Origin of the sequence: Embleya sp. NPDC127516 (assembly GCF_044765325.1) — a bacterium.
Classification (GTDB): domain Bacteria; phylum Actinomycetota; class Actinomycetes; order Streptomycetales; family Streptomycetaceae; genus Embleya.
Map to the genome: position 1 here is coordinate 181,939 of NZ_JBIWJT010000004.1, position 22,617 is coordinate 204,555.

A 22,617-nucleotide genomic window follows, 5' to 3' on the forward strand; every position below is an offset into this window, starting at 1 on the left:
GCCCCAGGGATGGAGATCACGACCATGCGCGTCTCCCGCCTCCAGCACATCCCGGGCATCGGCGTGGACAAGGTCGGCGACGCCGCCGACGCCGCGCACGATCCGGACCTGCTGCGCCTGGAGAACCTCGATACCGACCTTCGCCCGCCGGCCGTCGCGCTCGCCGCGACCCGGGCCGCGATCGACGACGACACCGCGAACAGCTACCTGCCCTTCCACGGTTCGCTCGCTTTGCGGGAGGCCGCCGCCGCACACGTGGGCCGACTCGCCGGGCGCGGGTACGACCCCGGTGGCGAGGTGGTCAATGCGGCCGGCGGGCTCAACGGCGTCCTGAACGTCCTGCTCGCCACCGTCGAACCGGGCCGCGAGGTGGTGATCGCCGACCCGATCTACGCCGGCCTGGTCAATCGCATCCGCCTCGCCGGCGGCGTCCCGCGCCACGTGCGGGCCACCCCGGGCCCCGCCGGCTGGAGCACCGATCCGGACGAACTCGCCGCCGCCGTCGGCCCGAACACCGCCGCCGTGCTGGTGATGGCCCCGGCGATGCCCACCGGCGCGCTGCTCGACGGCAGCCACTGGGACGCACTGGCCCGCGCGGTCGCCGAGCACGACTGCTGGGTCGTCTACGACGCGGCGATGGAGCGCATCCGCTTCGACGGCAAGGCCCCCGACCATCCGGCCGCGCATCCCGGGCTGGCCCACCGCACCATCACGTGCGGCGCGGCGTCCAAGGAACTGCGCATGATCGGCTGGCGGGTGGGCTGGGTGGTCGGTCCCGCCGAGATCATGGCCGACGTCAAACTCGTGGGCCTGAGCAACGTGGTCTGCCCGGTGGGCATCGGTCAGGCGGCCGTCGCCGCCGCGCTGTCCGCACCCGACGCGGACGCCGACGTCGCCGCGGCGACCGCGATCTGGCGCGAGCGCTGCGCGAGGATCCTGGATCGGCTCGCCGACTACCCGTGCGTGCGTCCACACGGCGGCTGGTCGCTGCTGATCGACACCACCGCGCTGGGCCTGACCCCCGAGACAGCCGCCGAACGGCTCTTCCGGCTCGGGCGGGTCGCCGCCACGCCGATGAACGGCTGGGGACCGCAGGGCAGTTCGTATCTGCGGTTGGTCTTCGCCAATGAACCGGTCGAGCGTCTGGGCGACCTGCGCGACCGGTTCGCCGCGGCGTTCGGCTGATCCGTAGGCTGACCCGCCGGGCGGTTGATCCGCCGGGTGCTCGTGCGACGGAACCACCGGCCGCGACCGGATCGGCCGCCTTCGCGTCGATCCGGACCGCCGTATTCAGCGGCCGGAGTCCCCCGAGACCAGCCGCAGACGCGACCGCCGCCGCGCCCGCTCGCCCTCGTCGGCGACCCCGATGCCGAAAGCGAAGCCCAGGCCGCCGGGTGCCTCGTTGAGGAGACGGCACATCGCCTCCGTGGAGTGGTTGCCCTCGTCGAGCAATCGACGGATCAGCGGCTCGTCCTCCGGCCGGTCCGCGCGCTCGGGATTGGCTATGCCCTCGGACAACCGACGCACCAGATCCAGCAGCGCGTGGTCCTCGGGCGTCAGATCGCCGGCCCGACGGCCCTGGGCGGCCGGATGGTTTCGGCGCATCGCCGCGCCCGCCGCCACCGCGCGGGCCGAACTCGGGTCGCGCATCGCCGATATCGCGCGCGCCGCCCACGCGCGCGGGCTCTGCCGGCGACGGTAGTCGAGCCGGTGGTCGGGCGGCGCCACGTGGCGTCGTTCGCGGCGCACGGCGGCGACCCGGCCACGCATCCGGTCCACCGTCGGGCCGTCGACCCACTCGATGCCCCAGGCCGCGATGCCGTCGACGACGATACGGACCTCGACGCCCGCCACCCGGGTCAATTCCCGATCCAGCCCGAACTCCCGGATCCCGCGATCGTTCACCGGTTCCCCTTCCGATCGCGTGATCACCCGTTCAGCCACTGCTCCGGATCATGCCCATGCCGACGGACCGGAACACAAAATACATCTGCAAGCCAAATCTGGTCTTCTCGTTCACATTTGCTACCCAATGATGGACATTCGGCCGGCAAATGCAAAATCCGATCGGGCCGGGTCGGTCGGCTGTCGCCGCCACCACGCATCTGCCCCCGAACTACGGCGTGTTCGGCACCCCGGCCGGTTCGAGTCGGGCCAGTACGGCGCCGAGTGCCTCCTCCCGGGACAACGTGACGCATCGAGCATAAGCCTCGTGGTAGCCCGCCTCGCCCAGCTCGGTGACGAGCCGGTCCACCAGCACCCGCAGCTCCGGGCTACCCGCGTCGAAGATGCCGCGAAGCGCCGCGCTCAGCCCCAGCGCCTCGGCCGCGCCGACCGGATCGCCCTCGCGCCCCAGCACCGCGGCCAGCAGCTCCGCCGTCGGCGCCACATCCGCCAGGTCACGGCGGGACACCGCCGCCGCCGATGTGGCCGGCAGCAACTCCCGCGCCCGCGAGAGCACATCGGGGCCCTCGGCGGCGCTTGCGAGCAGTGTCGCCAACCGCCCCTGCGCGATCAGGTCGCCGACCATCTCGGCGGGCAACGACAGACTCTCGGCGAGTGCTCCCACCCGGTCGAGGATGTCCTCGGCCGTAGCGAACTCCCCTTCTCGACGGTGTAGTTCGGCACGCCCGGTGAGTACGCCGATCTCCAGATAACGATGCCCACGCGCCCACGCCTGCCGCTCCGCGGCGTGCAGTTCGCTCCGCGCGCCGGCCAGGTCCCCGGCCCGCATGCGCTCGGCAGCCAGCGTGCCCCGGTACAGCGACAGATCGTCCACCGCGCCCAGTTCACTCGCCAGTGCCACCGCCCGCTCGAACGCGGCGATCGCCGCCGGGTGTTCACCCCGGATCGAGTGGTGCGCGCCGATGGCCATCAACGCCATCCCCAGGCCCCATCGATCGCCCACCGCCGCGAACCCGGACAGCGCTTCGTTCCGCGCCGGCGCTCCGCCCTGCCAGTCGCCGCGATCGGTGTACACGAAGTCGGTCATCCAGTGCGCGCACGCCCGGACCCACGGATCCGATCCGGCCGACATCCGGGCCAGCTCCTGCTCACCCACCTCGGTGTTCCCGGACAGGAAGGCGGCCAGCGGCAGTCCCACCACCAGTGCCGGATAGTGCGCGTACACGTCGGCCATGGCGCACGCCCGCAGCACCGAGCGCAGTTCCTCGCCGTCCGCGAGACGTGGGGCGTTGATCCCGGCCAGCACGTGCATCGCGGCGAACGCGGCTCGCGCATGCTCGGGCAACGCGTCGCCGAAGCGCAGCACCTCGGGCACGATGGTCTCGAACGGCGCACCGATCCCGCGCATCCCCCAGTACCAGAACATCGCACCGGCGAACCGGGCCGCGTCCGCCGCGTCCCCGCCGTCGACGAACGCCCGCAACGCGGCCATCAGGTTGTCGTACTCGGCGTCCAGGAGCGCGATCGAGGTGAGCTGCGCGGCGGTGCGCAGGAGCGGGTCGTGTTCGCAGGCCAACGCCAGGCAGTACCGCTCGAAGCGGCCGGCGAACTCGTCGCGTTCCCCGGCCCGGACCAACCGATCCGCCGCGTAGGCGCGCACCGTCTCCAGCATCCGGTAGCGCGGTTCGCCGTCGCCGACCGCGTCCACGATGGATTTCTCCACCAGGGAGCCGAGTACGTAGAACACGTCGTCCACCGGCAACATTTCGTCGGCGCACACGGCCTCCAGCGCGGCCACCGTCGCACCGCCCGGGAACACCGACAACCGCCGGGCGAGCTGCTGTTCCGACTCGACCAGCAGGTCCCAGCTCCACTCGACGACCGCCAGCAGGGTGCGCCGACGCGGTGCCTCGGCGCGACTGCCGGAGCTGAGCAGCCGGAAGCGGTCGTCGAGGCGGCGGGCGATCTGCTCGACGCTCATCGCACGCAGTCGCGCGGCGGCCAATTCCAGTGCGAGCGGCATCCCGTCCAGTCGTCGGCAGATCTCCACCACCGGTTCGATCGTGCCGGCGTCCAGCGTGAACCCGGGCCGCACCGCGGCGGCCCGGTCCAAGAACAGCCGCACCGACGCCGCCTCGCCCGCCGCGGCGAGATCCGCGCGCGGATCGCCGACCGGCGTCGGCACCGGCAGCGGGCCGACCCGACACAGCGCCTCACCGGTGATGCCCAGCGGCTCCCGGGTGGTGGCGACGATGGTGAGCTGTGGCAACCGGTCCAGGAGGCGGTACGCCAGCTCCGCCGCCGCCTCCACCAGATGCTCGCAGTTGTCCAGGATCAGCACCGCCTCGCCGACGTCGAGCAGTTCGGCGACCCGGTCCACCGGGGTGCCGGCGCGGCGCGGTCGCCCGTCCGAGGAGCGCAGTTCCCACGAACCGAGCGCGGCCAGCACGGCGTCGGCCACTCCGTCCGGCGTGCCCACGCCGGCCAGCGGCACGAACCACACCCGCCCGCGCCGATAGGCCTGATGCCGGGTCACCGCCTCCACGGACAACCTGGTCTTACCCGCACCGCCGGCGCCGACCAGCGTGACCAGCCGGGAGCCTGCCATCAGGTCGGCGAGCAACCGCAGTTCGTCGTCCCGGCCGAAGAAGCCGGTCAATCGGGCCGGCAGCGGCGCGGCGGCCGGTTCGGGGCGCGCCGCGGGTGGGGCCAACTCGCCGCGCAGCACCGCTAGATGGGTCTCCCGCAGCTCGGCCGAGGGGTCCACACCCAGTTCCCCGGCCAGTCGGCCCCGGATGTCCTCGTACACCGCCAGCGCGTCGGCCTGGCGTCCCGCCGCGTACAGCGCGCGCATCCGCATCGCCGCGGTGCGTTCGCGCAGCGGGTGCGCCGCGCAGGCCGCGGTCAGATCGGCCAGCACCTCGGCGTGCCGGCCCGAGCGCAGCTCGGCCTCGAACCGGTCCTCGGCGGCATCCACCCGCAGCCCGTCCAACCGCGCGGCGTAGGTCCGGGCGAACGGCGCCTCCACCAGGTCCGCCAGCGCCGGCCCGCGCCACAACGCGAGCGCCTCGGCCAGCACCGCGGCAGCCTCGTCCGCCCGGTCCGCCGCCAGCTCCCGCCGCCCTCGCGCGGCCAGCTCCTCGAACCGGTGCGCGTCCACGTTCTCGGCCCGCACATCGAGCCGGTAGCCGCCGCCGATCAGGTCCACCGACACGCCGGCCGGCCGCAGCACCTTGCGCAACCGCGACACCAACGTCTGTACCGCGTTCCCGGCGTCCGCGAGCGGCTCCGCACCCCACAGCCCGTCCACCAGGGCGTCGATCGACACCACGTTCCCCGCGTCCAACGCCAGCCGGGCCAGCAGCATGCGCAGCCGCACCCCACCGATCTCGATCGGCGTGCCGTCATCGACCTGGGCCCGGACCCCTCCGAGCAGCGCAACCTGCATGGCGCCAGGATCGCAGAGCCCCACCGGGGGCCGGCGGGCGGCAGGTGGCGGGCGCCGGGCCCGCGGGCGGCAGGTGGCGGGCGCCGGGCCGGCGGGCGACAGGCGGGGGCGCCGCCCGGCGGGCGGGGGCCCGGACGTCGCGGACCCGGGTCGGCGGGCCGCGGCGCCGCGAGGCACGCAGGCGGGCGCCCGGCCGAGGGTGTCGACCCCCGGCCGGGCGCCCCTGGGGGTTACCCGTGCGTCACCCGGTCACGGGCACACGCTCGTGCACGGCGTGCCGAACGTCGTGGCCGAAGCGAGCGGGATGGTGACCGAGGACGGATTGGCCGGACCGGACTTGAGCTGCCAGATGCCGGCCAGCAGGCCCGGTGTCTGGGTCAGCGTCGCGGCCAGGTGCGGGGTGTCGGCCGTGGTCACGTTGACCCGGATCCGGTGCCCGGGGGCGATCGAGGCGAAGGTCGGGAAGACCTCGATGTCGTAGCGGGTGACCTGGTTCGGCTGTACCGAGGTCGTGGTGGTCTGGGTGGACGGGTGGTACGGCATCAGCGTGCTGCCGTCCGGCGCGTACCACGTACGGGCCGGGTCGAGGGCTCGGTGCGAGCCGGCCAGGGCGCCGGAGCTGAGCGGGACCGAGGAGCCGTCGGGGGCGACGTCGGTGACGGTCACCACCCAGTGCGTCTCCGGGGTGTTGGACTGCGCGTACAGGGTGGCGCCGATCGGGCCGGCGAGCACCTTGGTCTCGGTCATCGGGGCGGTCGTGTAGACGAGCGAGTTCGGGCCGCTCTCGCGGGCGGTGTTGCTGTCGGTGCAGGCGGGGTCCTTGAGGAAGCCGCCGAGCCATTGCGCGGTCGAGCGGGTGCACGGGCTGTTGTTCGCCGTCCAACTGATCCACTCGCTGCCGTTGCCGGTGGGCGCGTTCGGGGTGAGCAGGCCGTCGTTGGCGGACGCCGGGGCGCTGCCGGTGCGGCCCTGGTCCAGGTAGAGGCGGGTGGGGTCGGCGCCCGTGAACGGGTAGGTGCGGGTGTCCAGCCAACGGTTGCTGCCCAGTTCCTTCACGTGCAGCGGGTTGGGGTTGGCTCCGCCGGTGATGCCGGTGTCGATGCCCTTCAACCACTTGTCGTACCAGCGCAGTTGCAGCCCGGGCAGGTCCAAGGTGGGGTCCTGGCGCGGGTCGTGGTACCACGGGCCCATCAGGAGTTGGTAGCGGTCGGTGACCGGCTGGCCGGCGATCATCGGCGCGCCGACCGGGCGGCCTGCCCACGCGTTCTGCAGACCGGCGTAGTTCATCAACGCGCCGCGCTGGAACAGGTCGTACCAGCCGCCGACCAGGAACGCGGGCACGCCGTTGGCGACCACGCCGGCGAGCAGGTCCGCCGGGCGGCGCTGCTGCCAGAACGTGCCGTCGTACGCCTGCTCGCCGCCGCCGAGCAGGCCGGTCAGGATCGGCAGGTTGGCCGAGGCGACCCCGCCGAGGTGCTGCAGCTCCAGGGCCAGGGTGTCCAGGATGTTCTGCGTCGAGCCCTGGCGCAGTGCCTCGGCCAGCGGTGCGCTCAGGTGCGCGATGCCGGTGTAGGTCAGCCAGAAGGACATGAACTCGGCGTCCGGGATGCCGCCCATCGTGGCCAGTTCGCGGTACAGGTCGTTGCCCGCAACCAGCGGGAAGATGGCCTTGACCGGCGAGTTCGGGCCGACGGACGCGGCCGTCATGATCTGGTTGATGCCGGCGTACGAGCCGCCGTTGAGGCCGACCTTGCCGTCGGCGTGCGGCAACGCGGCTGCCCAGGCGACCAGTTCGGCGCCATCCTGGGCCTCCTTCGGCGCCCACGGCGACCACGAACCGGCGGATGTGCCGGTTCCGCGCACGTCGGCCGCCACCGCGATGTAGCCGCGTTGCACGAACCAGGACAACTCGGCCTCGGTGGACCCCTTGCCGTAGGGGGTCTGGGTCAGCAGCACCGGGAACGACCCGGTCGCCGGCGTGGTGGTGCCGGCGGCGGCCGGTGTGTAGACGTCGACCCGCAGGACCGTGCCGTCGGCCATCGTGACGGGCAGGTTCTGCTGCTTGGCGACGCCGTACTGCGCGACGCTGCCCTGCACGAGCGGCGTCGCGCCGGCGGGCGTCGAGGTCGCCGGTACCGCGCCGAAGAGCGCGGCGAGCAGGGCGAGGGTCGAGGCGAGGGCCACGCCGACACGCCGGCGCGCCGCTCTTTGTGCTGTTCGTCGCGGGGGAATGGGAACGGGGATGGGGATGCGGACGGACACCCTGACCTCCAAAAGGTCACGCATACGAGGGGGACGGTGGCGCGAAGTGCGGTGGGTGGGACGGGTGGTCGGATCGCGTCGGGCCCGGGTGGGTTCGACGACGCGCGGTGGGCACGACCGCGAGGCGGGCGTGCCGGGATGGCCGCGTGGCGGTTCGGCTCTCGAAGCCCGACCGGCGGCCGGTGTCGTCCTCGAACGCGCCCGGCCGGGTCCGCGGCCGCTCGGTGGAGCGAACCTCGGCAAGGCCGGACTGCGTTCGAAACGACCGTCTCAGGGGTGGGTCAGGGGGCGAGTGTCCCGGTCAGGGCTCTGCGCACGGAGGCGGCGCGGAGGTCGCCGACGAGGGCGTGGGTGACGGTGCCGGGAATGACCCAGCCGCCGTGCAGGTGGGCCAGCACGCGGAAGGCCGCGCCGGGCACGCCCGCTTCGTGCAGTCGGGTCAGGTAGCGCTCGCCCTGGTCGCGGACCGGGTCGTATTCGGCGACCGTGATCACGGCCGGCGGCAGGCCGCTCAGGTCGGCCTCGTACATCGGCGAGACCCGCGGATCACGCGGGTCGGTGACGCCGGCCAGGTAGAGGCCGAAGAACTCGTTGCAAGCCTCGGGGGTCAATCCGCCGAAGTCGAGGATCGCCTCCGGGTCGGCGTCGGTGTCCATCCGGGTCAGGTCCAGGCACGGTACGTCAAGCAACTGGGCGCACGGCATAGGCAGTTCGCGGTCGCGAACGATCAGGCACAGTGCGGCGGCCAGGTTGCCGCCCGCGCTGCACCCGCCGACGGCGATCCGCTCGGGGTCGAGCCCGAGCTCCGCGTGGTTGGCGTGCAGCCACGTGTAGCCCGCGACGCAGTCCTCCAGCGGCACCGGGTAGGGGTGTTCGGGCGCGAGCCGATAGTCGACCAGGGCGACCGCGCACGGCACCAGCGAGGTGATCGGCCCCAGTTCCACCTCGGCGGTGTCCAGGTCGCCCTGGAACCAGCCGCCGCCGTGGATGAAGTAGAACACCGGTGCCGCGGCGGGCAGTCCGGCCGGACGCAGGATGCGCACGGTGATCTCGCCGTCGGCGACCGGCACCTGGTGGTCGGTGGCGGTGACGTCGTCGGGCCGTCCGGTGAAGGCGAGTCGCATGGTCGCGTTGGCGAGCTTGCGCCGCTCGTCCAGGGTCCCGGGCGGCTCGTTCGTGTCGCGGTGGGCGGCGAGCAGGTCGATGATGCGCTGAATCGGCGGGTCCAGGGGCATGGGTCAGCTCTCCATCGCGGGGTCGGGCACGGGGTGCGGCGGGGTGGCGGCGGATGCTGCCAGGACCGGGGTGTCGGCGCGGGTCGTACCGGCGGTCGGCCCGGCATCGGCGGTCGCCGCTCCCGATCGGTCGATCGCGCGCACGTCGGTGCCGAGATAGCCGGCGATCACGGCCGGGTCGGAGCGCACCTGCTCGGGCGTGCCCTCACTGATCACGCGCCCGGCGCCCAGGCAGTACAGCCGGTCGCTGATCGACATCATGAACGGCATGTCGTGCTCGATCACGATCATCGCGGCGTCCAGTTCCTGGCGAAGGCGCAGCAGCAGCGGACCCAGGGCCTCGGTCTCGCGCTGTGCGACGCCGGCGGTCGGCTCGTCCAGGCACAACACGCGCGCGTCCAGGGCGATCAGGTTGGCCAGTTCCACGATCCGCCGGGTGCCGGTGGACAGGCGCGCGACCGGGGTGTCCGCGTAGCGGCCCAGGCCGACCAGGTCGATCAGGTCCACGGCCTCCGCCCGGCGGTGTCGTTCGGCGCGCGTGGCGGCGGGCAGCAGGAGCGCGGTGGACACCAGGCCCGAGCGGCGGCGCGCCTCCAGGGCGACCAACACCGTTTCCCGGACCGTGAGTTCGGGAAACAGGCGGGCGGCCTGGAAGGTCCGGCCGAGGCCGAGTGCGGCTCGCCGGGCGGGGGCCAGGCGCGAGACGTCCCGGCCGAGGAGTTCGACCGTACCGGTGGCCGGCGCGAAGCCGCCGATCGCGTTGAGCAGGGTCGATTTGCCCGCGCCGTTGGTGCCGATCAGGCCGAGGATCTCGCCGGGGCGAAGCTGGATCGACACGGCGTCGACCGCGGTGTTGCCTCCGTAGCGCACCGACACGTCGCGCGTGGCCAGGACCGGCGCGTCGGAGGGGACCGCCTCGCGGCGCTCCCGAACTCGCAGGGCGCGTTCCGGTTTCGGCGCGGGCGTCGACGGCGTGCTCTCGGCCGGCAGTCTGCCCTCGGCCCAGCGCAGCAGGGCCGCGCGCGCCGCGTTCGCGATCTGAGTCAGTCCTCCCGGGAAGTACAGCAGCAGCACCAGCAGTCCGATGCTGGAGGCGAAGATCGGCACCAGCGAGTTGCCGGGGAAGAACGCGGGCAGGCCGATCACCCACACCGCGCCGATCACCGGGCCGACCGTGGAGCCGAGGCCGCCGATCACCACGATGGCCACCAGGGTCAGCGAATCCGACACCTGGAAGAAGCGTTCGGTCAGCGGCACGCTCTGCACACAGCCCGCGAGCAGCGATCCACCGAGCCCGGCGATCGCCCCGGACAGCGCGAACGCGGTGACCTTGGTACGCAGCGGCGGGACGGTACACGCGGCGGCGGCCTCCGGGTTGTCCCGAACGGCGATGGTGCGCCGCCCGGTACCGTGCGCGCGCAGCCGGGCGATCAGCGCCAGGACCACCATCAGCACGACCAACAACACGTAGTAGTAGGTGCGTTCGTCGGCGAGGTCCAGACCGAGCAGGTCACCTCGGGGCAGCGGCACCGAGGACGCGTTGCCGTCGCTGAGGAACGGCCGCCGGTAGAGGTAGCCGGCCGCGGCGACGCCGAGCGCGAAGGTACTGACCGCCAGAAGCATGCCGTCCACCCGCAGCGCGCCGGCGCCGACGACCGCCGCCAGCGCGGCCGTGACCAGGGCGGCGAGCAGCGCGGAGAGCGCGAACGGCAGCGCCTGGAAGGCGATCGTACGATCCCCGCCGATATCGATCGACACGCCTCGGGTGAGCGCGGCGGTGGTCAACGCGCCTAGCCCGGCGAACGCCATCTGGCCGAGTGAGAGTTGGCCGGCCCAGCCGGTGAGCACGGTGAGCGAGCAGGCGCAGATCGCGAAGGCCAGGATCGTGCCGTAGAGCAGATGCCGGGACGCCTGGGTGACCACGAGCGGCAGTAGCGCGGCGACCAGGAGAGGGACGACCAGGGCGAGTCGGTTCAGGTGCCGGATCCACCACACGCCGCGCAGCCGTTCCGGGATCGGTGCCGGGCGCGGCCCGGTGGCGAAGGTGCGCACGTCGCCCCGGCTGTCGGTGCGGGCGTCGCGTCGGGCCCGCACCCAGACCGCGACGACCACCGCGCACAGCAGCAGGAAGTCCACCAGGCCGGTCTGTTCGACGAAGTTGAATCGAATGGCCGCCTGGAGCACGCCGATCAGCACGCCGGCGAGCATCGACCAGCGGAACGAGGTCAGTCCCGCGATCACCGCGGCGGCCATCGCCCGGACCATGGTGTTGGGGCCCAGGTCGGCGGTGGCCGAGACCCGGCCGGACTGGCCGGCGATCAGGATCATCGCGAGCGTGGAGAGCAGGCCGGCGAGCGTCCAGACCACGGTGGACACGACCTTGGGGCTGATCCCGACCGTGCGGGCGAGATTCGGGTTCTCGGCGGCGGCGGTGACCGCGCGTCCCTGGGTGGTGCGGCCGAGGAACCAGGTCAGCGCGCCGGCCACGACGGGAACCACGACCAGGACGCACACCTGCGCGCCGGTCACCCGGACGCCGGCGAGCTGCCATTGCGCGTCGATCGCCACCGGGTAGCTCGCGCGGACCGCGCCGTCCACGTCGGGCAGCGCGCGCACCGCCGCCACACACGCCTGGGCGACACCGATGGTGGCGATCAGTACGGTCACCCGAGCCGAGTCGAACAACCTTCGAATTACCGCGAGTTCGACGATCGTCCCGGCCAGGGTGCCGACCAGGAGCGAGCCGGTCAACGCGGCCCAGAACGGCACACCGTAGTTGATCACCGCGAGCGGCAGCAGCGCCGCACCGATCACGCCCAGGTTGCCGACCGCGAAGTTGATCACCCGACCGGAGCGGTACACCAACACGATGCCGAGTGCGATCAGGCCGATCGCGAGGCCGTTGACCAGGCCGTCGAAAGCGATCTGGCGAGTCATCAGATCAGCCATGGTCGGCACCCTTTCCGGCAGAGCCGGCAGAGCCGGCAGAGCCGACGGAGCCGATCGGCCCGGCCGGCCCGGCCGAGCCGACGGACCGTGCCGCGTCGAAGGAACCCGCGGTCCCGTCCGCGGCGCCCGCCTCCGCGTCACCGCCCAGGAACACCGCTCGCACGAAGTCGCGTTCGGCCAGGTCGGCCGCCGCCCCCTCGAACCGGATCCGGCCCTTCTCCAGGAAGATCGCCCGATCCGCGATCGACATCGCCACGTTCAGCGACTGCTCCACCACGATCATCGCCAGCCCCTCGGCCCTGAGCCGCTCGATCACCGCGAGCAGCTCGGCCACCATCGCCGGCGCGAGGCCCAGCGAGAGTTCGTCGATCAACAACACCTCGGGGTCGTGCAGCAGTGCCATCGCCAGCGCGAGCATCTGCTGCTGCCCGCCCGACAGCGCCGACGCCGGCTCGCCCGCCCGTTCGACCAACTGCGGGAACAGCGCGAGCGAACGCTCGATCCTGGCCCGCACCTGTTCGGGATCGGCGCGGTGGATGTACGCGCCCATCTCCAGGTTCTCCCGCACACTCATCCCGGGGAACACGCCCGCGCCGCCGGCCAACGACACGATGCCGAGCCGGATCCGCTGCTCGGGGGCGACGAAGGTGACGGTGCGTCCGTCCAGTCGGATCACTCCGCGCTCGGGAGTGGCCAGGCCCGCGATCAGCCGCAGGATGGTGGACTTGCCCGCGCCGTTGGTGCCGAGCAGCGCCAGCACCTCGCCGCGCCGCACCTCGAGGCCGACGTCGAACAGGACCTGCACCTGGCCGTAGGAGAAGTCCACGTGGTTGAGCTGGAGCACCGGGACCTGATCGGGCCGGGCCCGCCGGCGCTCGTGTTCCTCGTGCTCCTCGTGCAGTTCGGCCACGATCAGCGCGAGGTCGTCGTGCACGTAGCCGGCGCCGCGGATGATCAGCAGGCCGCCGATGACGGTGGCCGGGACCAGGGTGACCAGCACCGCGGTGCGCGGGCCGAAGCTGTCGATCAGCGGCGCGGAGACCAGGCCGCCGCCGGTGGCGCCGATGAAGAACACGTAGATGGAGGCCATCGCGGTGCCCAGCCCGCGCAGCCGGTAGGGGACGATCGTCTGCATCAGCGGACCCATCAGCGCGAACGCGCAGGACAGGAGCACGATCTGCGGCACGCCGAAGACGGTGTAGAGCACCGGGTTGGGCGAGAAGTACTGCAACGGCGCGAACAGTGCCGAGGGCACGATCAGCATCCCGATCAGGCGCAGCGCCTGCGCCGGGTCCTCGCGGAAGCGGCGGTCGTAGTAGCGGCCGATGAACGGCAGCACGAGCAGTCCGCCGATCCCGCCGGCGGTGCCGACCAGGCCCCGTTCGAACGCGCCGAGGCCGTACTCCTGTTCCAGGAACAGGTTGCCCAGCACGGGCGTGGTGAACAGGCCGAAGCCCATCGCGGCGAAGGCCAGGATCACCGTCTTGAGCGTGCGGATCCGGCCGAGCCGGGCGAACGCCGCCTCGATCGAGATCGGCGGCGGGTTCTCGTCCTCGATCACCTCGCCGAGCACGTCGGCCTTCTCCCATTGCCCGCGCGGGGGTTCGGGCAGGAAGAAGGCGAATGCGGCGAAGATCAGCACCGGCAGGCCGAGCAGGTAGTACGCCCAGCGCCAGCCGTCGGGTCCGCCGACCGCCGCGGCGATCCCGCCGACCACCAGCGGGCTGAGCACCGCGCAGAGTCGGCCGCCCACACCGATCGAGGCACCCAGCCGGCCGCGGATTCCGATCGGGTAGGTGTCGGCCAGCAACGACCCCTGCACGGGGCCGCTGTTGGACTTGGCCACGCCCGCGCCGAACCGGGTCCAAAAGAACATGAACGCGTTCATCGCGAAGCCGGAGAGGAACACCATCGCGGCGAAGAACGCCGTGGAGATGCCGATCACCGGACCGCGCCGGAAGCGGTCCGCGATCCAGCCCATCGGTACCGCGCCGAGTACGGTGAACGCGCCCGCGGCGACGCCGAGGAAGACGATCGTGCCGTTGCCCACGCCCAGGCTGTCCCGGATGTCGGGGGCGAGCACCGCGAGCGCGGCGCCTTCGAGTTCGTCGAGCGCGGTCAGGATCAGCAGCACGGTGAACACGGAGGTGCCACCCCTGCGCAGCCCCTGACGCAGGGTCAACGGTTCGGCGGGCGGTTTCCGGTCGGCCGGGTCGGGGCCGCCGCCGACGCCGGGGACGGCGGTATCGGCGTCGGCGGCGGGGTTCTCGGGCCGGTTCGTCGGCCTGCGTCGGCCGGACGACGTGCGCCCGGCCGCCCGGGGTGTCTCGTCCAGGACCGCACCGGCGAGATCCGCCAGGTTGCCGGGCTCGCCTCCGGTGTCGTCCCGCTGGGGTGCGGCGGTGCCGCCGTCCATATCTGATCGGCCTTTCTCGTGGTTCGTGTGCCGTCACTCCGGCACCGCGCGTGCCGCCACTTCGTCGCGGAGCACGCCTTCACGTCATCGCGGTCCGCGTGCTCGGTTCGTCGCGACGCGTGCGATCACTTCGTCGCGGAGATCGGCGGCCCGGCCGGGAGCATCTGGTTCTGGGCCGGGTCCCATCGGTACACGCCCACCGCGTCGCCGGCGCTGTGCTTGCCGGGTGCGAGCGAGGCGAGCGGCATACCGGGCAGCGTGAGCTTGGTCAGCGACTCGGCGCCGCGCTGCCAGGACGCCGCGGTCAGGTCCCGCCCGGCGGCGTCGGCCGCCTGGACGAACAGCCGGAAGGCGGCGCACGAGTTGGCCACCGCGCTCAGCGCCTCCCGACCGGCCGACGCCGCGTCGAAGCGCTCCCCGACGCCGCCCGCGTTGTACTCGTCCACGCACGCCGTCACCGCCGGGTCGGCGAGCAGTTCGGCCTTGGTCGGGATGTACGGCGCGGCCACCGTCACCCGCTGCATCGTCGTCGGCTTGATCCCGGTGGTCTTGACCACCGCCGGGCTGAGCGCCTGGGCCGAGGTCGCGTACACCTGCTCGGGCAGCCAGTTCGCGCGTTGCAGCGCGATCATCAGGTTGGAGAAGTTGGAAGTGTTGAGGATCGTGTCGGCGCCCGAGGAGCGCATCTTCTGGACCAGGGTGTCCAACGCCTGGTCGCCGGCCGCCTGGTCGGTGCCGTAGTCGTCGAGCGGGGTCTGCGTGACCACGTCGACGCCCGCCGCGTCCAGGAGCGGTTTGACGGTGTTCTTGGTGACGGCCGCGTCCTGGGCCTCCCAGTACAGCGCGACCTTCTTGCCCTGGAGCAGCTTCTGGTCGAGCAGCGCCTTGACGGCGGCGGCCCGCTGGCGGTCGTCGGCCATCTCCAGCGCGACGAACGGTGCCTTGGAGCGGCGGTCGCGTTCGGCGGACTGGCCCCATTGGCCGAGGTAGGGCGTGCCGTGCGTCTCGGTGAAGCACAGCGGGGTGTCCCCGGTGAGGATGCCGATGGCCAGGAACACCTTCTTGTCCTCGCTCAGTTCCACGCACGCGGCCTGCGCCTCGGCCGGGCCGGTGGGCAGGAACGGGCGGAAGGCGAGTTCGATGGTGCGGCCCTGGACGCCGCCGCGCTTGTTCTGCGCGGCGATCCAGGCGGCGTACAGGTCCTTGCTCGCCGGGCCCTCGCTCGGCACGCCGAAGGCCTTGAGTTGCGCGGGGTCGGTGGCCGCGACGCCGAGCTTGACGGTGGTGTCGGTGACGCCCCTGGCGGGGCCGCTCGGGGCGGCGGCCGGCCCGGTGGGCTTCTTGTCGTCCGACTTCTTCTCGACCGAGCAGCCGACCGACGCGGTCAGGCCGAAAGCGACGAGCAGGACGCCTGCGGCGATACGTCGCGCCGGAGCGGGTCGGTCTCCTCGGAGCAACACAGCGGCTCACCTGTCCTTCGAAGGAAGTGTGGGAATGGCGGCCGGGGAGGCCCTGGCCCCGGCGAATCCGGGGGGATTTGTGTGTCACATCACGACGGCGGGACGCTAACATCGAATACATGCCAGATGGAAGGCTTTCGTGGACGGCATCATCCCGACTCCTCGCCGGCGGTACGCTCGGCGAGGCCGAATCGCACACCTTCGACCCCTCTCGTCCCCCCTTTTCGCGGGCGGATCTGCGCTACTGCGACCTGCCCCCGGCCGACCCCCGACCGGGTACGGCACCCCTGCTCCTGCTGCACGGATTCGCGGGCAGCCTGGCCGACTGGGACGGCGTCGCGCCGCTCCTGGCCCGGGATCGGCGGGTGCTGGCGTACGACCACCGCGGGCACGGCGGCAGCACCAAGTTCGCCGACCGATCCGCGTACACCTTCGACCTGCTCTCCGCCGACCTGGCGGGTTTCGTCGAGCGCCTGCTGCCCAAGCCGATCGATCTGCTCGGCCACTCGATGGGCGGCGTCCTGGCGCTGCGCTACACGCTGGCCCACCCGGACCGGGTGCGGTCGCTGGTCCTGATGGACACCGCCGCCGAACCCACCGGCACGCCGCTGTCGCGGGCGCTCGGCAAGGGCATGAACGCGGTGGTCGGCCGGTTCGGCCTGACCCCGCTGCTGACCGTCCTGAAGCCGTTCACCCGCACCCCGGCGGACGCCGACCCCGACGTCCTGGCCCGCCGCGAGCGACAGACCCGCGCGCTCACCGGGATGGACCGCGCCGCCTTCGTCGGCTGCGCCGAGGCGCTCGGCGCGTATCCGTCCCTGGTCGGCCGGTTGGCCGAGCTGTCCTGCCCGGTCACCGTCGTCGTCGGCGAACACGACCGGCGGTTGCGGGGCGCGGCCGACCGGTTCGCCGCCGACATCCCGGGAGCGGAGCTCCGGGTGATCCCGGGAGCCAAACACAGTCCGCAGACGGAGCGACCCCAGGCGTGGCTGCACGCGATTCACGAGCACCTGACCCGGTAGCGCCTCGAACACCGGCCGGGCGAAGTCGCGCCCGGCCGCGAGTCGCCCGCTTCCCCGATACGAAGGAACGATCGCGTGATCGCCAAGACCGACTTTCCGCCCGGACGGTGGCGGGCCCGATGGATCTGGGCCGAGCCGCGGGACGACCGCCCGCCCGGCCGGCACGCCGTCGCGTTGCGGGCCGAGCTCCACCTCGACGCCGTCCCCGAGCGGGTGCCCACCCGAGTGGTCGCGCTCTCCGGATACGCGCTGTCCGTGAACGGCGTCGAGGTGGCCCGCGGGCCGGTGCGCGCGAATCCGCGCGTGCGGCCGTACGACGACCTCGATCTGGCCGGCCGGCTGCGGCCCGGGGCCAACGTGGTGACCGCGCTCGCCTGGGTCTACGACGGGCCGAACCCGTGGTGGTTGCCGCCGTCGCCGTTCGCCAACGACCTGGTGCACGGCGCGTTCGTGCTGGAGGCCCGGCTGGGCCCGGACACCTGGTTCGTCACCGACGAGCGGTGGCAGGCCCACCTGCTGGACGGCTGGACCGCAACCGCCGGAGGCGGCACCGTCTCCGGGCGTGGCCGCGAACTGCTGGACGCCCGGGCGCTGCCCGCCGACTGGCAGCTACCGGACCACGATCCGGGCTGGCCGGCGGCCGTGCTGCGACGCGCGATGACCACCGGCGAACCGGGCCGGCCCGAACCGCCCAGCTACCCGGGCGGCCCGTTCGGCGGCCGGCCGATCACCTGGCCGCAACCGCGCGAGACGGTCCTGACCCCGGGCCCCGGCGGCGGGTACACCGCGGCGCAGGTGCTCTCGGGCACCCTGGTCGTCGACGCCCACGGCCCGGCCGGCGCCGAAGTCGTGCTGCACACCGCCGAGTTCCTCGACCCGAGCGGACGACCCGCGCCCGGCGAGCACGACGCGAGCCTGGCGGTGACCGCCGACGGCGGCCGGCGCGTGCTCGAATCGCTCGACTCCTACGGCCTGCGCGGCGTCCTTGTCGAGGCCCCGGACGACGTCACCGTGCACCGCGTGGCCGTCCGCGAACGCACCTACCCGGTCACCGGCGGCGCGTGGTTCACCTGCTCGGATCCTCGCCTGGAACAAATCTGGCGGGTCGGCCGACGCACGGTGACGCTGTGCTCGGCGGACGCCTACGTCGACTGCCCCACCCGCGAGCAGCGGGCCTGGACCGGCGACGCGGTGGTGCACCAGTTGGTCGACCTGACCACCAACGCCGACTGGCGGTTGGCCCGTTGGCACCCGAGGTTGGCCGCCTCCCCGCGCTCGGACGGCATGTTGCCGATGGCGGTGGCCGGGGACGCCGAGTGGGCCGACTTCACGGTGATCCCGGATTGGGCGCTGCACTGGGTGCACTCGGTGTGGAACCTGTACCGCTACGTGGGCGATCGGGAGGAGATCGCCGAACTGCTGCCGGTGGCCGAGCGCGTGCTGCGCTGGTTCGTCCCGTTCCTGGACGACACCGGCCTGCCCACCGACGTGTTCGGCTGGGTGATCATCGACTGGTCCGCGGTGCACACCGAGGGCGTCTCGGCGGCGCTGTGCGGTCTGTGGGGCCGGGGCCTGCTGGAGTTCGCCGAACTGGCCGACTGGCTCGGCGATCGGGGCCGGGCGGACTGGGCACGCGCCGCGCACGCCCGGCTCGTGGCGGGCTTCGAGCGGCTGTGGGACCCGGAGCGGGAGCGCTACGCGGACTCGATCGCGGACGGCGAACGCCGTCCGATGGCGTCCCAGCACGGCCAGGCGGCGGCGATCGTGGGCGGCCTGGTGCCGGCCGAGCGGATCGAGCGGCTGGTGCGGGTGCTCACCGCCGAGGACGACCTGGTCCACGCCGCCTTCAGCGCCCCGGACGGCCCCGCCGACCCCGGCTCGGACACCGAGGTCGGCGGCGCGCACCTGCGCGCCGGGCCGCCGAAGCCGTGGTGGGACACCGGACGTCAAGTGGTGCGCGCCCAGCCGTTCTTCCGCTACGTGGTGCACGACGCGCTGGCCCGGGCCGGCCGCGCCGACCTGATCGCCGGCCTGTGCCTGGACTGGGTCGCGCTGCTCGCGCGCAGCGACACCTCGTGGAGCGAGACCTGGTACGGCGGCACGGTCAGCCACGGCTGGTCCTCGACGCCCACGCGCGATCTGATGACGCGCGTCCTGGGCGTGGAACCGGCCGAACCGGGGTTCGCGGTGGCCCGGATCGATCCCGAACTCGGCTACCTGACCCGGGCCGCGGGCGCGGTGCCGTGCCCGGCGGGCCGGATCGAGGTCGTGGTGACGCCAAGCCTGTTGACGGTGGACAGCCCGGTGCCGTTCGTGCACGCCGGTCGGCGCCGACCCGCCGGACGGCACACCATCCACCGGGCGGACCCACCGGCCCCGTAGCCGCGAACGCGCACCGGATCCCGGGGCCGGCGCGGGGCCGCCGGCCACCGAGGCACCGGATCCCGGCGCCCGGCACGAGGTCACCGCCCGGTCATTGCCTCGCCGTCCCGCCCGCCTCCGGCAGCGGGACGGCGAGCACCGCCAGAAAGCGGTCCAGGAACTGGCCGTAGGCGGCCACCATGTCCACCCGGTCCGGCTCCAGCAGCCACTGCACCTGGAGGCCGTCCATCGCGGCCAGCATCAACTCGGCGCAGTGCTCGGCGTCCACGTCGGCGGCGATGTCACCGTCGTCCCGCGCCCGGGCCAGGTGCCCGGCGGCGATCTCGCGCGCGATCCGGTAGCGCTCGACGAAGTACGCGTGCGCCGGATGCGCGGGATCGGTGGCCTGCACGGACAGCGTCGCGAACAGCCGGATCAGCAACGGCTGTCGGGCGTTGAGCGCGACCACGTCCCGGCTGGCCCGCACCCACGCGATGCCGGACACGTCCACCGGCTCGTCGGGGGTCAGCGTCAGTTCGTCCTTGTACCGCAGCACGGCGGTGAGCAGCTCCTCCTTCGACGCGAAGTGGTGCCGCAGGCCGGTGTGCGACAGGCCTACCTGAGCGGCGATCTCGCGCAACGAGACCGCGTCGTAGCCGCGCGTGGCGAACACCTCGAGCGCCGCGTGCACGATCTCCTGCCGCCGCGCGACACCGCGCGCGTACGGGCCCCGTGCCCCCGTGCGATCCGACATCCGTCCGGCTCCCCTCGTGAAAGCATTCCACCTGGAATATATTGAATGTAGTGTGCCCCGCGTGTCGCAGGCCAACGGTCATGATGACCGCACCCTTCCCCTGTCCTCGGTCGAAGAGGCGTCCGGCGCCTTCGAGCCGCTCGAAACCACCCCCATGCACAGTCCCAGGGCGCCGGACGCCCACATCCTCGAGCACATCGAGGCGGCCCTGGCCGGACTCGACCTCGAACGCAAGGTCCGGCTGCTCACCGGTTCGGGATTCTGGCGAACCGCCGCGGAACCCGCGATCGGACTGCGCGAGATGGTGTTGTGCGACGGCCCGGCGGGCGTGCGCGGCGAGCGCTTCGACGAACGCGAGCCGTCCGCGTCCCTGCCCTGTCCGACCGCGCTCGCCGCGTCCTGGGACGAGGACCTGGTCGAGCGGCTCGGCGGCCTGCTCGCCGTCGAGGCACGCCGCAAGCAGGTGGACGTCGTGCTGGGCCCGACCGTCAACCTCCAGCGCAGCCCGTACGCCGGCCGGCACTTCGAGTGCTACTCGGAGGATCCGCTGCTGTCCGGTCGGATCGGCGCGGCGCTGGTGCGCGGGGTCCAGGCGGGCGGCGTGGCCGCCTGCGTCAAGCACTTCACCGCCAACGACTCGGAGACCGAGCGGTACTCCGTCGATGTGCGGATGTCGCGGCGGGCGCTGCACGAGGTCCATCTCGCGCCGTTCGAGGAGATCGTGCGCGCGGGCGGCGTATGGGCGCTGATGGCCGCCTACAACAGCGTGGACGGCGTCACCATGACCGAAAGCCCGCTGCTGGAGACGCCGTTGCGGACCGAGTGGGGCTTCGACGGGCCGGCCGTCTCGGACTGGTTCGCGACCCGCTCGACCGAGGGCGCCGCGAGCGCCGAGCTGGACCTGGCGATGCCGGGCCCGGGTCCGGACCGGCCGTGGGGCGCGGCACTGGTGGCCGCCGTACGCGCGGGTCTGGTCCCGCGGGAGGCGGTCGACCGCAAGGTGCGCCGGCTGTTGTTGCTCGCCGCCCGGGTCGGCGCGCTCGCCGACATCGCACCGCCCGCGCCGGCGCCCCTGGCGTCCGAGCCCGCCGTACTGCTGCGCGAGGCCGCCGCGGCGGGCATGGTGCTGCTGCGCGACACCGGCGCGGCGCTGCCGCTGGATCCCGGCACCCTGCGCCGGGTCGCGGTGCTGGGACCCAACGCCGACACGGCGCGGATCCAGGGCGGCGGCAGCGCGACGGTCGTACCGCCGTACACGATCGGCCCGCTGGCCGGTCTGCGCGCCGCGCTGGGACCCGACATCGAGGTCACCCATGGCGTCGGCGCCCGGATCCGTCATCGGCTGCCCGCGGTCACCGGCGCGGACGTGCACGATCCCAAGACCGGCGAGCGCGGTCTGTGGGTGCGCTTCATCGGTCCCGGCGGCGAGGTGCTGCACGAGGAGGCACGCGGCGGTGGGCGGCTGTTGTGGCTCGACGATCCGATCGTCGCGCGGGCCGTGGCGATCGAGGCGATCGGCGTGTTGGAGGTCCGCGAGGACGGGCCGCACCGGATCGGCGTGGCCGGCGTGGGCCGCTTCCGACTGCTGGCCGACGGCGTCCCGCTCGTGGACGACGACCTGGTCACCGACGACCCGCTCGGCGGCATCCTCACCCCACCCGAGCGGTGGGCCGTCGTGGACCTGAAGGCCGGTGGGGAGGTCGAGTTGCACCTGCGCCACGACTTCGAGGCGGAGCGCCCGGGCACCGGGTTCGTGCTCGGCGTCGATCGGCCGGCGGCGCACGAGGACGCGGACCTGGAGCACGCCGTCGCGCTCGCGGCGGACGCCGAAGTGGCGATCGTCGTGGTGGGCAGCACCGAGGAGAGCGACAGCGAGGGCCGCGACCGGGCGCACCTGTCCCTACCGGGCCGGCAGGACGAGTTGATCCGCCGGGTCGCCGCGGTCAACCCGAACACGGTGGTGGTGGTCAACGCCGGCTCACCCGTGCTGCTGCCCTGGCGCGAGGACGTCGCGGCGATCCTGGTCTCGTGGTTCCCGGGACAGGAGTTCGGCGCGGCGCTGGCCGACGTGCTGCTCGGGCGCGCCGAGCCGGGCGGCCGACTGCCGATGACCTGGCCCGGGCACGAGGACGACCCGGCGGTGTTGTCCACGATCCCGACCGAGGGGCGTCTGGAGTACGCCGAGGGCATCCACCTCGGCTACCGCGGCTGGGCGCGGGCGGGCGCCACGCCGGCCTACCCGTTCGGGCACGGCCTGGGTTGGACCACGTGGGAGCACGTCGGGATGGAAACGCTCGCGTCCGATGCCGGTTTCGTGGCCCGGGTGACGGTGCGCAACACCGGCGCACGCGCGGGCCGGCACGTACTCCAGGCCTATCTCGGTCGCGCCGACGGCGGTGTCGAGCGCCCCGTCCTGTGGCTGGCCGGCCACGCGTCGGCGACCGCCGCGGCCGGCGCCGAGGTCACCGTCGACCTGCGGGTGCCGGCCCGCGCCTTCGAGTACTGGTCCGAGGAGACGGGCCGCCGCGAGAGCGAGCCCGGCACCTACACCCTGCGCGTGGGCGGATCCAGCGCCGACCTGCCGCTGCGCACCACCGTGGAGGTGCACCCGACAGGTCGGTCCTGACCGGGTGTGGGACGGTCCGCGCCCCCGCGCGACCGTCCCACACCCGGCCCGCGAAGGCGGTACACCCGCCACTCCGGTGACCGCCTCCGGCGGTAGCGCGCGGGCGACGAGCACGAGGCCGACGGTCTTCGCCGAACACCCGGTGGAGGCCGCCGTGTCGACCCGCCACATCGACGAGA

Annotated in this window: 12 protein-coding genes; 4 read left to right on the plus strand and 8 right to left on the minus strand. The window is 73.1% G+C overall.

The features are described 5' to 3' along the window. Positions 1 to 24: 24 nt before the first annotated feature. Complete coding sequence (locus ACIRL2_RS08710; RefSeq protein ID WP_395858740.1) at positions 25 to 1,185, plus strand: pyridoxal phosphate-dependent aminotransferase; 1,161 nt, start codon at positions 25 to 27, stop codon at positions 1,183 to 1,185. A 105-nt stretch (positions 1,186 to 1,290) separates the two neighbouring features. Here the strand turns inward: ACIRL2_RS08710 and ACIRL2_RS08715 are convergent, their stop codons facing one another. The 7 genes from ACIRL2_RS08715 to ACIRL2_RS08745 all read right to left on the minus strand — a co-directional run bounded on the left by ACIRL2_RS08715 (position 1,291) and on the right by ACIRL2_RS08745 (position 15,675). Then, the gene (locus tag ACIRL2_RS08715) at positions 1,291 to 1,905 is read right to left on the minus strand and encodes a hypothetical protein (protein ID WP_395858741.1); all 615 of its coding nucleotides are present in this window, start codon (positions 1,903 to 1,905) and stop codon (positions 1,291 to 1,293) included. Positions 1,906 to 2,116: 211 nt separating this feature from the next. After that, positions 2,117 to 5,353 carry a BTAD domain-containing putative transcriptional regulator gene (locus ACIRL2_RS08720; RefSeq protein ID WP_402231092.1) on the minus strand — a complete coding sequence of 1,079 codons (3,237 nt, stop codon included), beginning with the start codon at positions 5,351 to 5,353 and terminating at the stop codon, positions 2,117 to 2,119. Positions 5,354 to 5,602: 249 nt separating this feature from the next. After that, positions 5,603 to 7,537 (minus strand): CocE/NonD family hydrolase, encoded by a 1,935-nt coding sequence (locus ACIRL2_RS08725; RefSeq protein WP_402231094.1) that lies wholly within the window; start codon positions 7,535 to 7,537, stop codon positions 5,603 to 5,605. 359 nt (positions 7,538 to 7,896) lie between these two features. Further along, positions 7,897 to 8,850, minus strand: coding sequence for an alpha/beta hydrolase (locus ACIRL2_RS08730; RefSeq protein WP_402231097.1), 954 nt, complete (start codon positions 8,848 to 8,850; stop codon positions 7,897 to 7,899). Positions 8,851 to 8,853: 3 nt separating this feature from the next. Further along, complete coding sequence (locus tag ACIRL2_RS08735; RefSeq protein ID WP_402231100.1) at positions 8,854 to 11,799, minus strand: ATP-binding cassette domain-containing protein; 2,946 nt, start codon at positions 11,797 to 11,799, stop codon at positions 8,854 to 8,856. Next, positions 11,792 to 14,215 carry an MFS transporter gene (locus ACIRL2_RS08740; protein ID WP_402231103.1) on the minus strand — a complete coding sequence of 808 codons (2,424 nt, stop codon included), beginning with the start codon at positions 14,213 to 14,215 and terminating at the stop codon, positions 11,792 to 11,794. The genes ACIRL2_RS08735 and ACIRL2_RS08740 overlap by 8 nt, the downstream gene beginning before the upstream one ends. Before the next feature lie 125 nt (positions 14,216 to 14,340). Further along, entirely contained in the window at positions 14,341 to 15,675 is a 1,335-nt protein-coding gene (locus ACIRL2_RS08745; RefSeq protein WP_402231105.1) for an ABC transporter substrate-binding protein, read from the minus strand. A 119-nt stretch (positions 15,676 to 15,794) separates the two neighbouring features. Here ACIRL2_RS08745 and ACIRL2_RS08750 point away from each other — a divergent pair, with 119 nt between their 5' ends. Further along, a complete protein-coding gene (locus tag ACIRL2_RS08750) occupies positions 15,795 to 16,697 on the plus strand; it encodes an alpha/beta fold hydrolase (RefSeq protein ID WP_402231107.1) in 903 nt (300 codons plus the stop codon). 75 nt (positions 16,698 to 16,772) lie between these two features. Beyond that, positions 16,773 to 19,079 (plus strand): hypothetical protein, encoded by a 2,307-nt coding sequence (locus ACIRL2_RS08755; RefSeq protein ID WP_402231110.1) that lies wholly within the window; start codon positions 16,773 to 16,775, stop codon positions 19,077 to 19,079. A 91-nt stretch (positions 19,080 to 19,170) separates the two neighbouring features. On the opposite strand, the gene ACIRL2_RS08760 is transcribed toward ACIRL2_RS08755, so the two are convergent. Then, positions 19,171 to 19,812: a helix-turn-helix domain-containing protein gene (locus ACIRL2_RS08760; RefSeq protein ID WP_331770830.1), complete on the minus strand. Its 642-nt coding sequence runs from the start codon at positions 19,810 to 19,812 to the stop codon at positions 19,171 to 19,173. 61 nt (positions 19,813 to 19,873) lie between these two features. Between ACIRL2_RS08760 and ACIRL2_RS08765 the strand changes: the two genes are divergently transcribed. Further along, the gene (locus ACIRL2_RS08765) at positions 19,874 to 22,438 is read left to right on the plus strand and encodes a beta-glucosidase (RefSeq protein WP_395858751.1); all 2,565 of its coding nucleotides are present in this window, start codon (positions 19,874 to 19,876) and stop codon (positions 22,436 to 22,438) included. Positions 22,439 to 22,617 lie beyond the last annotated feature (179 nt).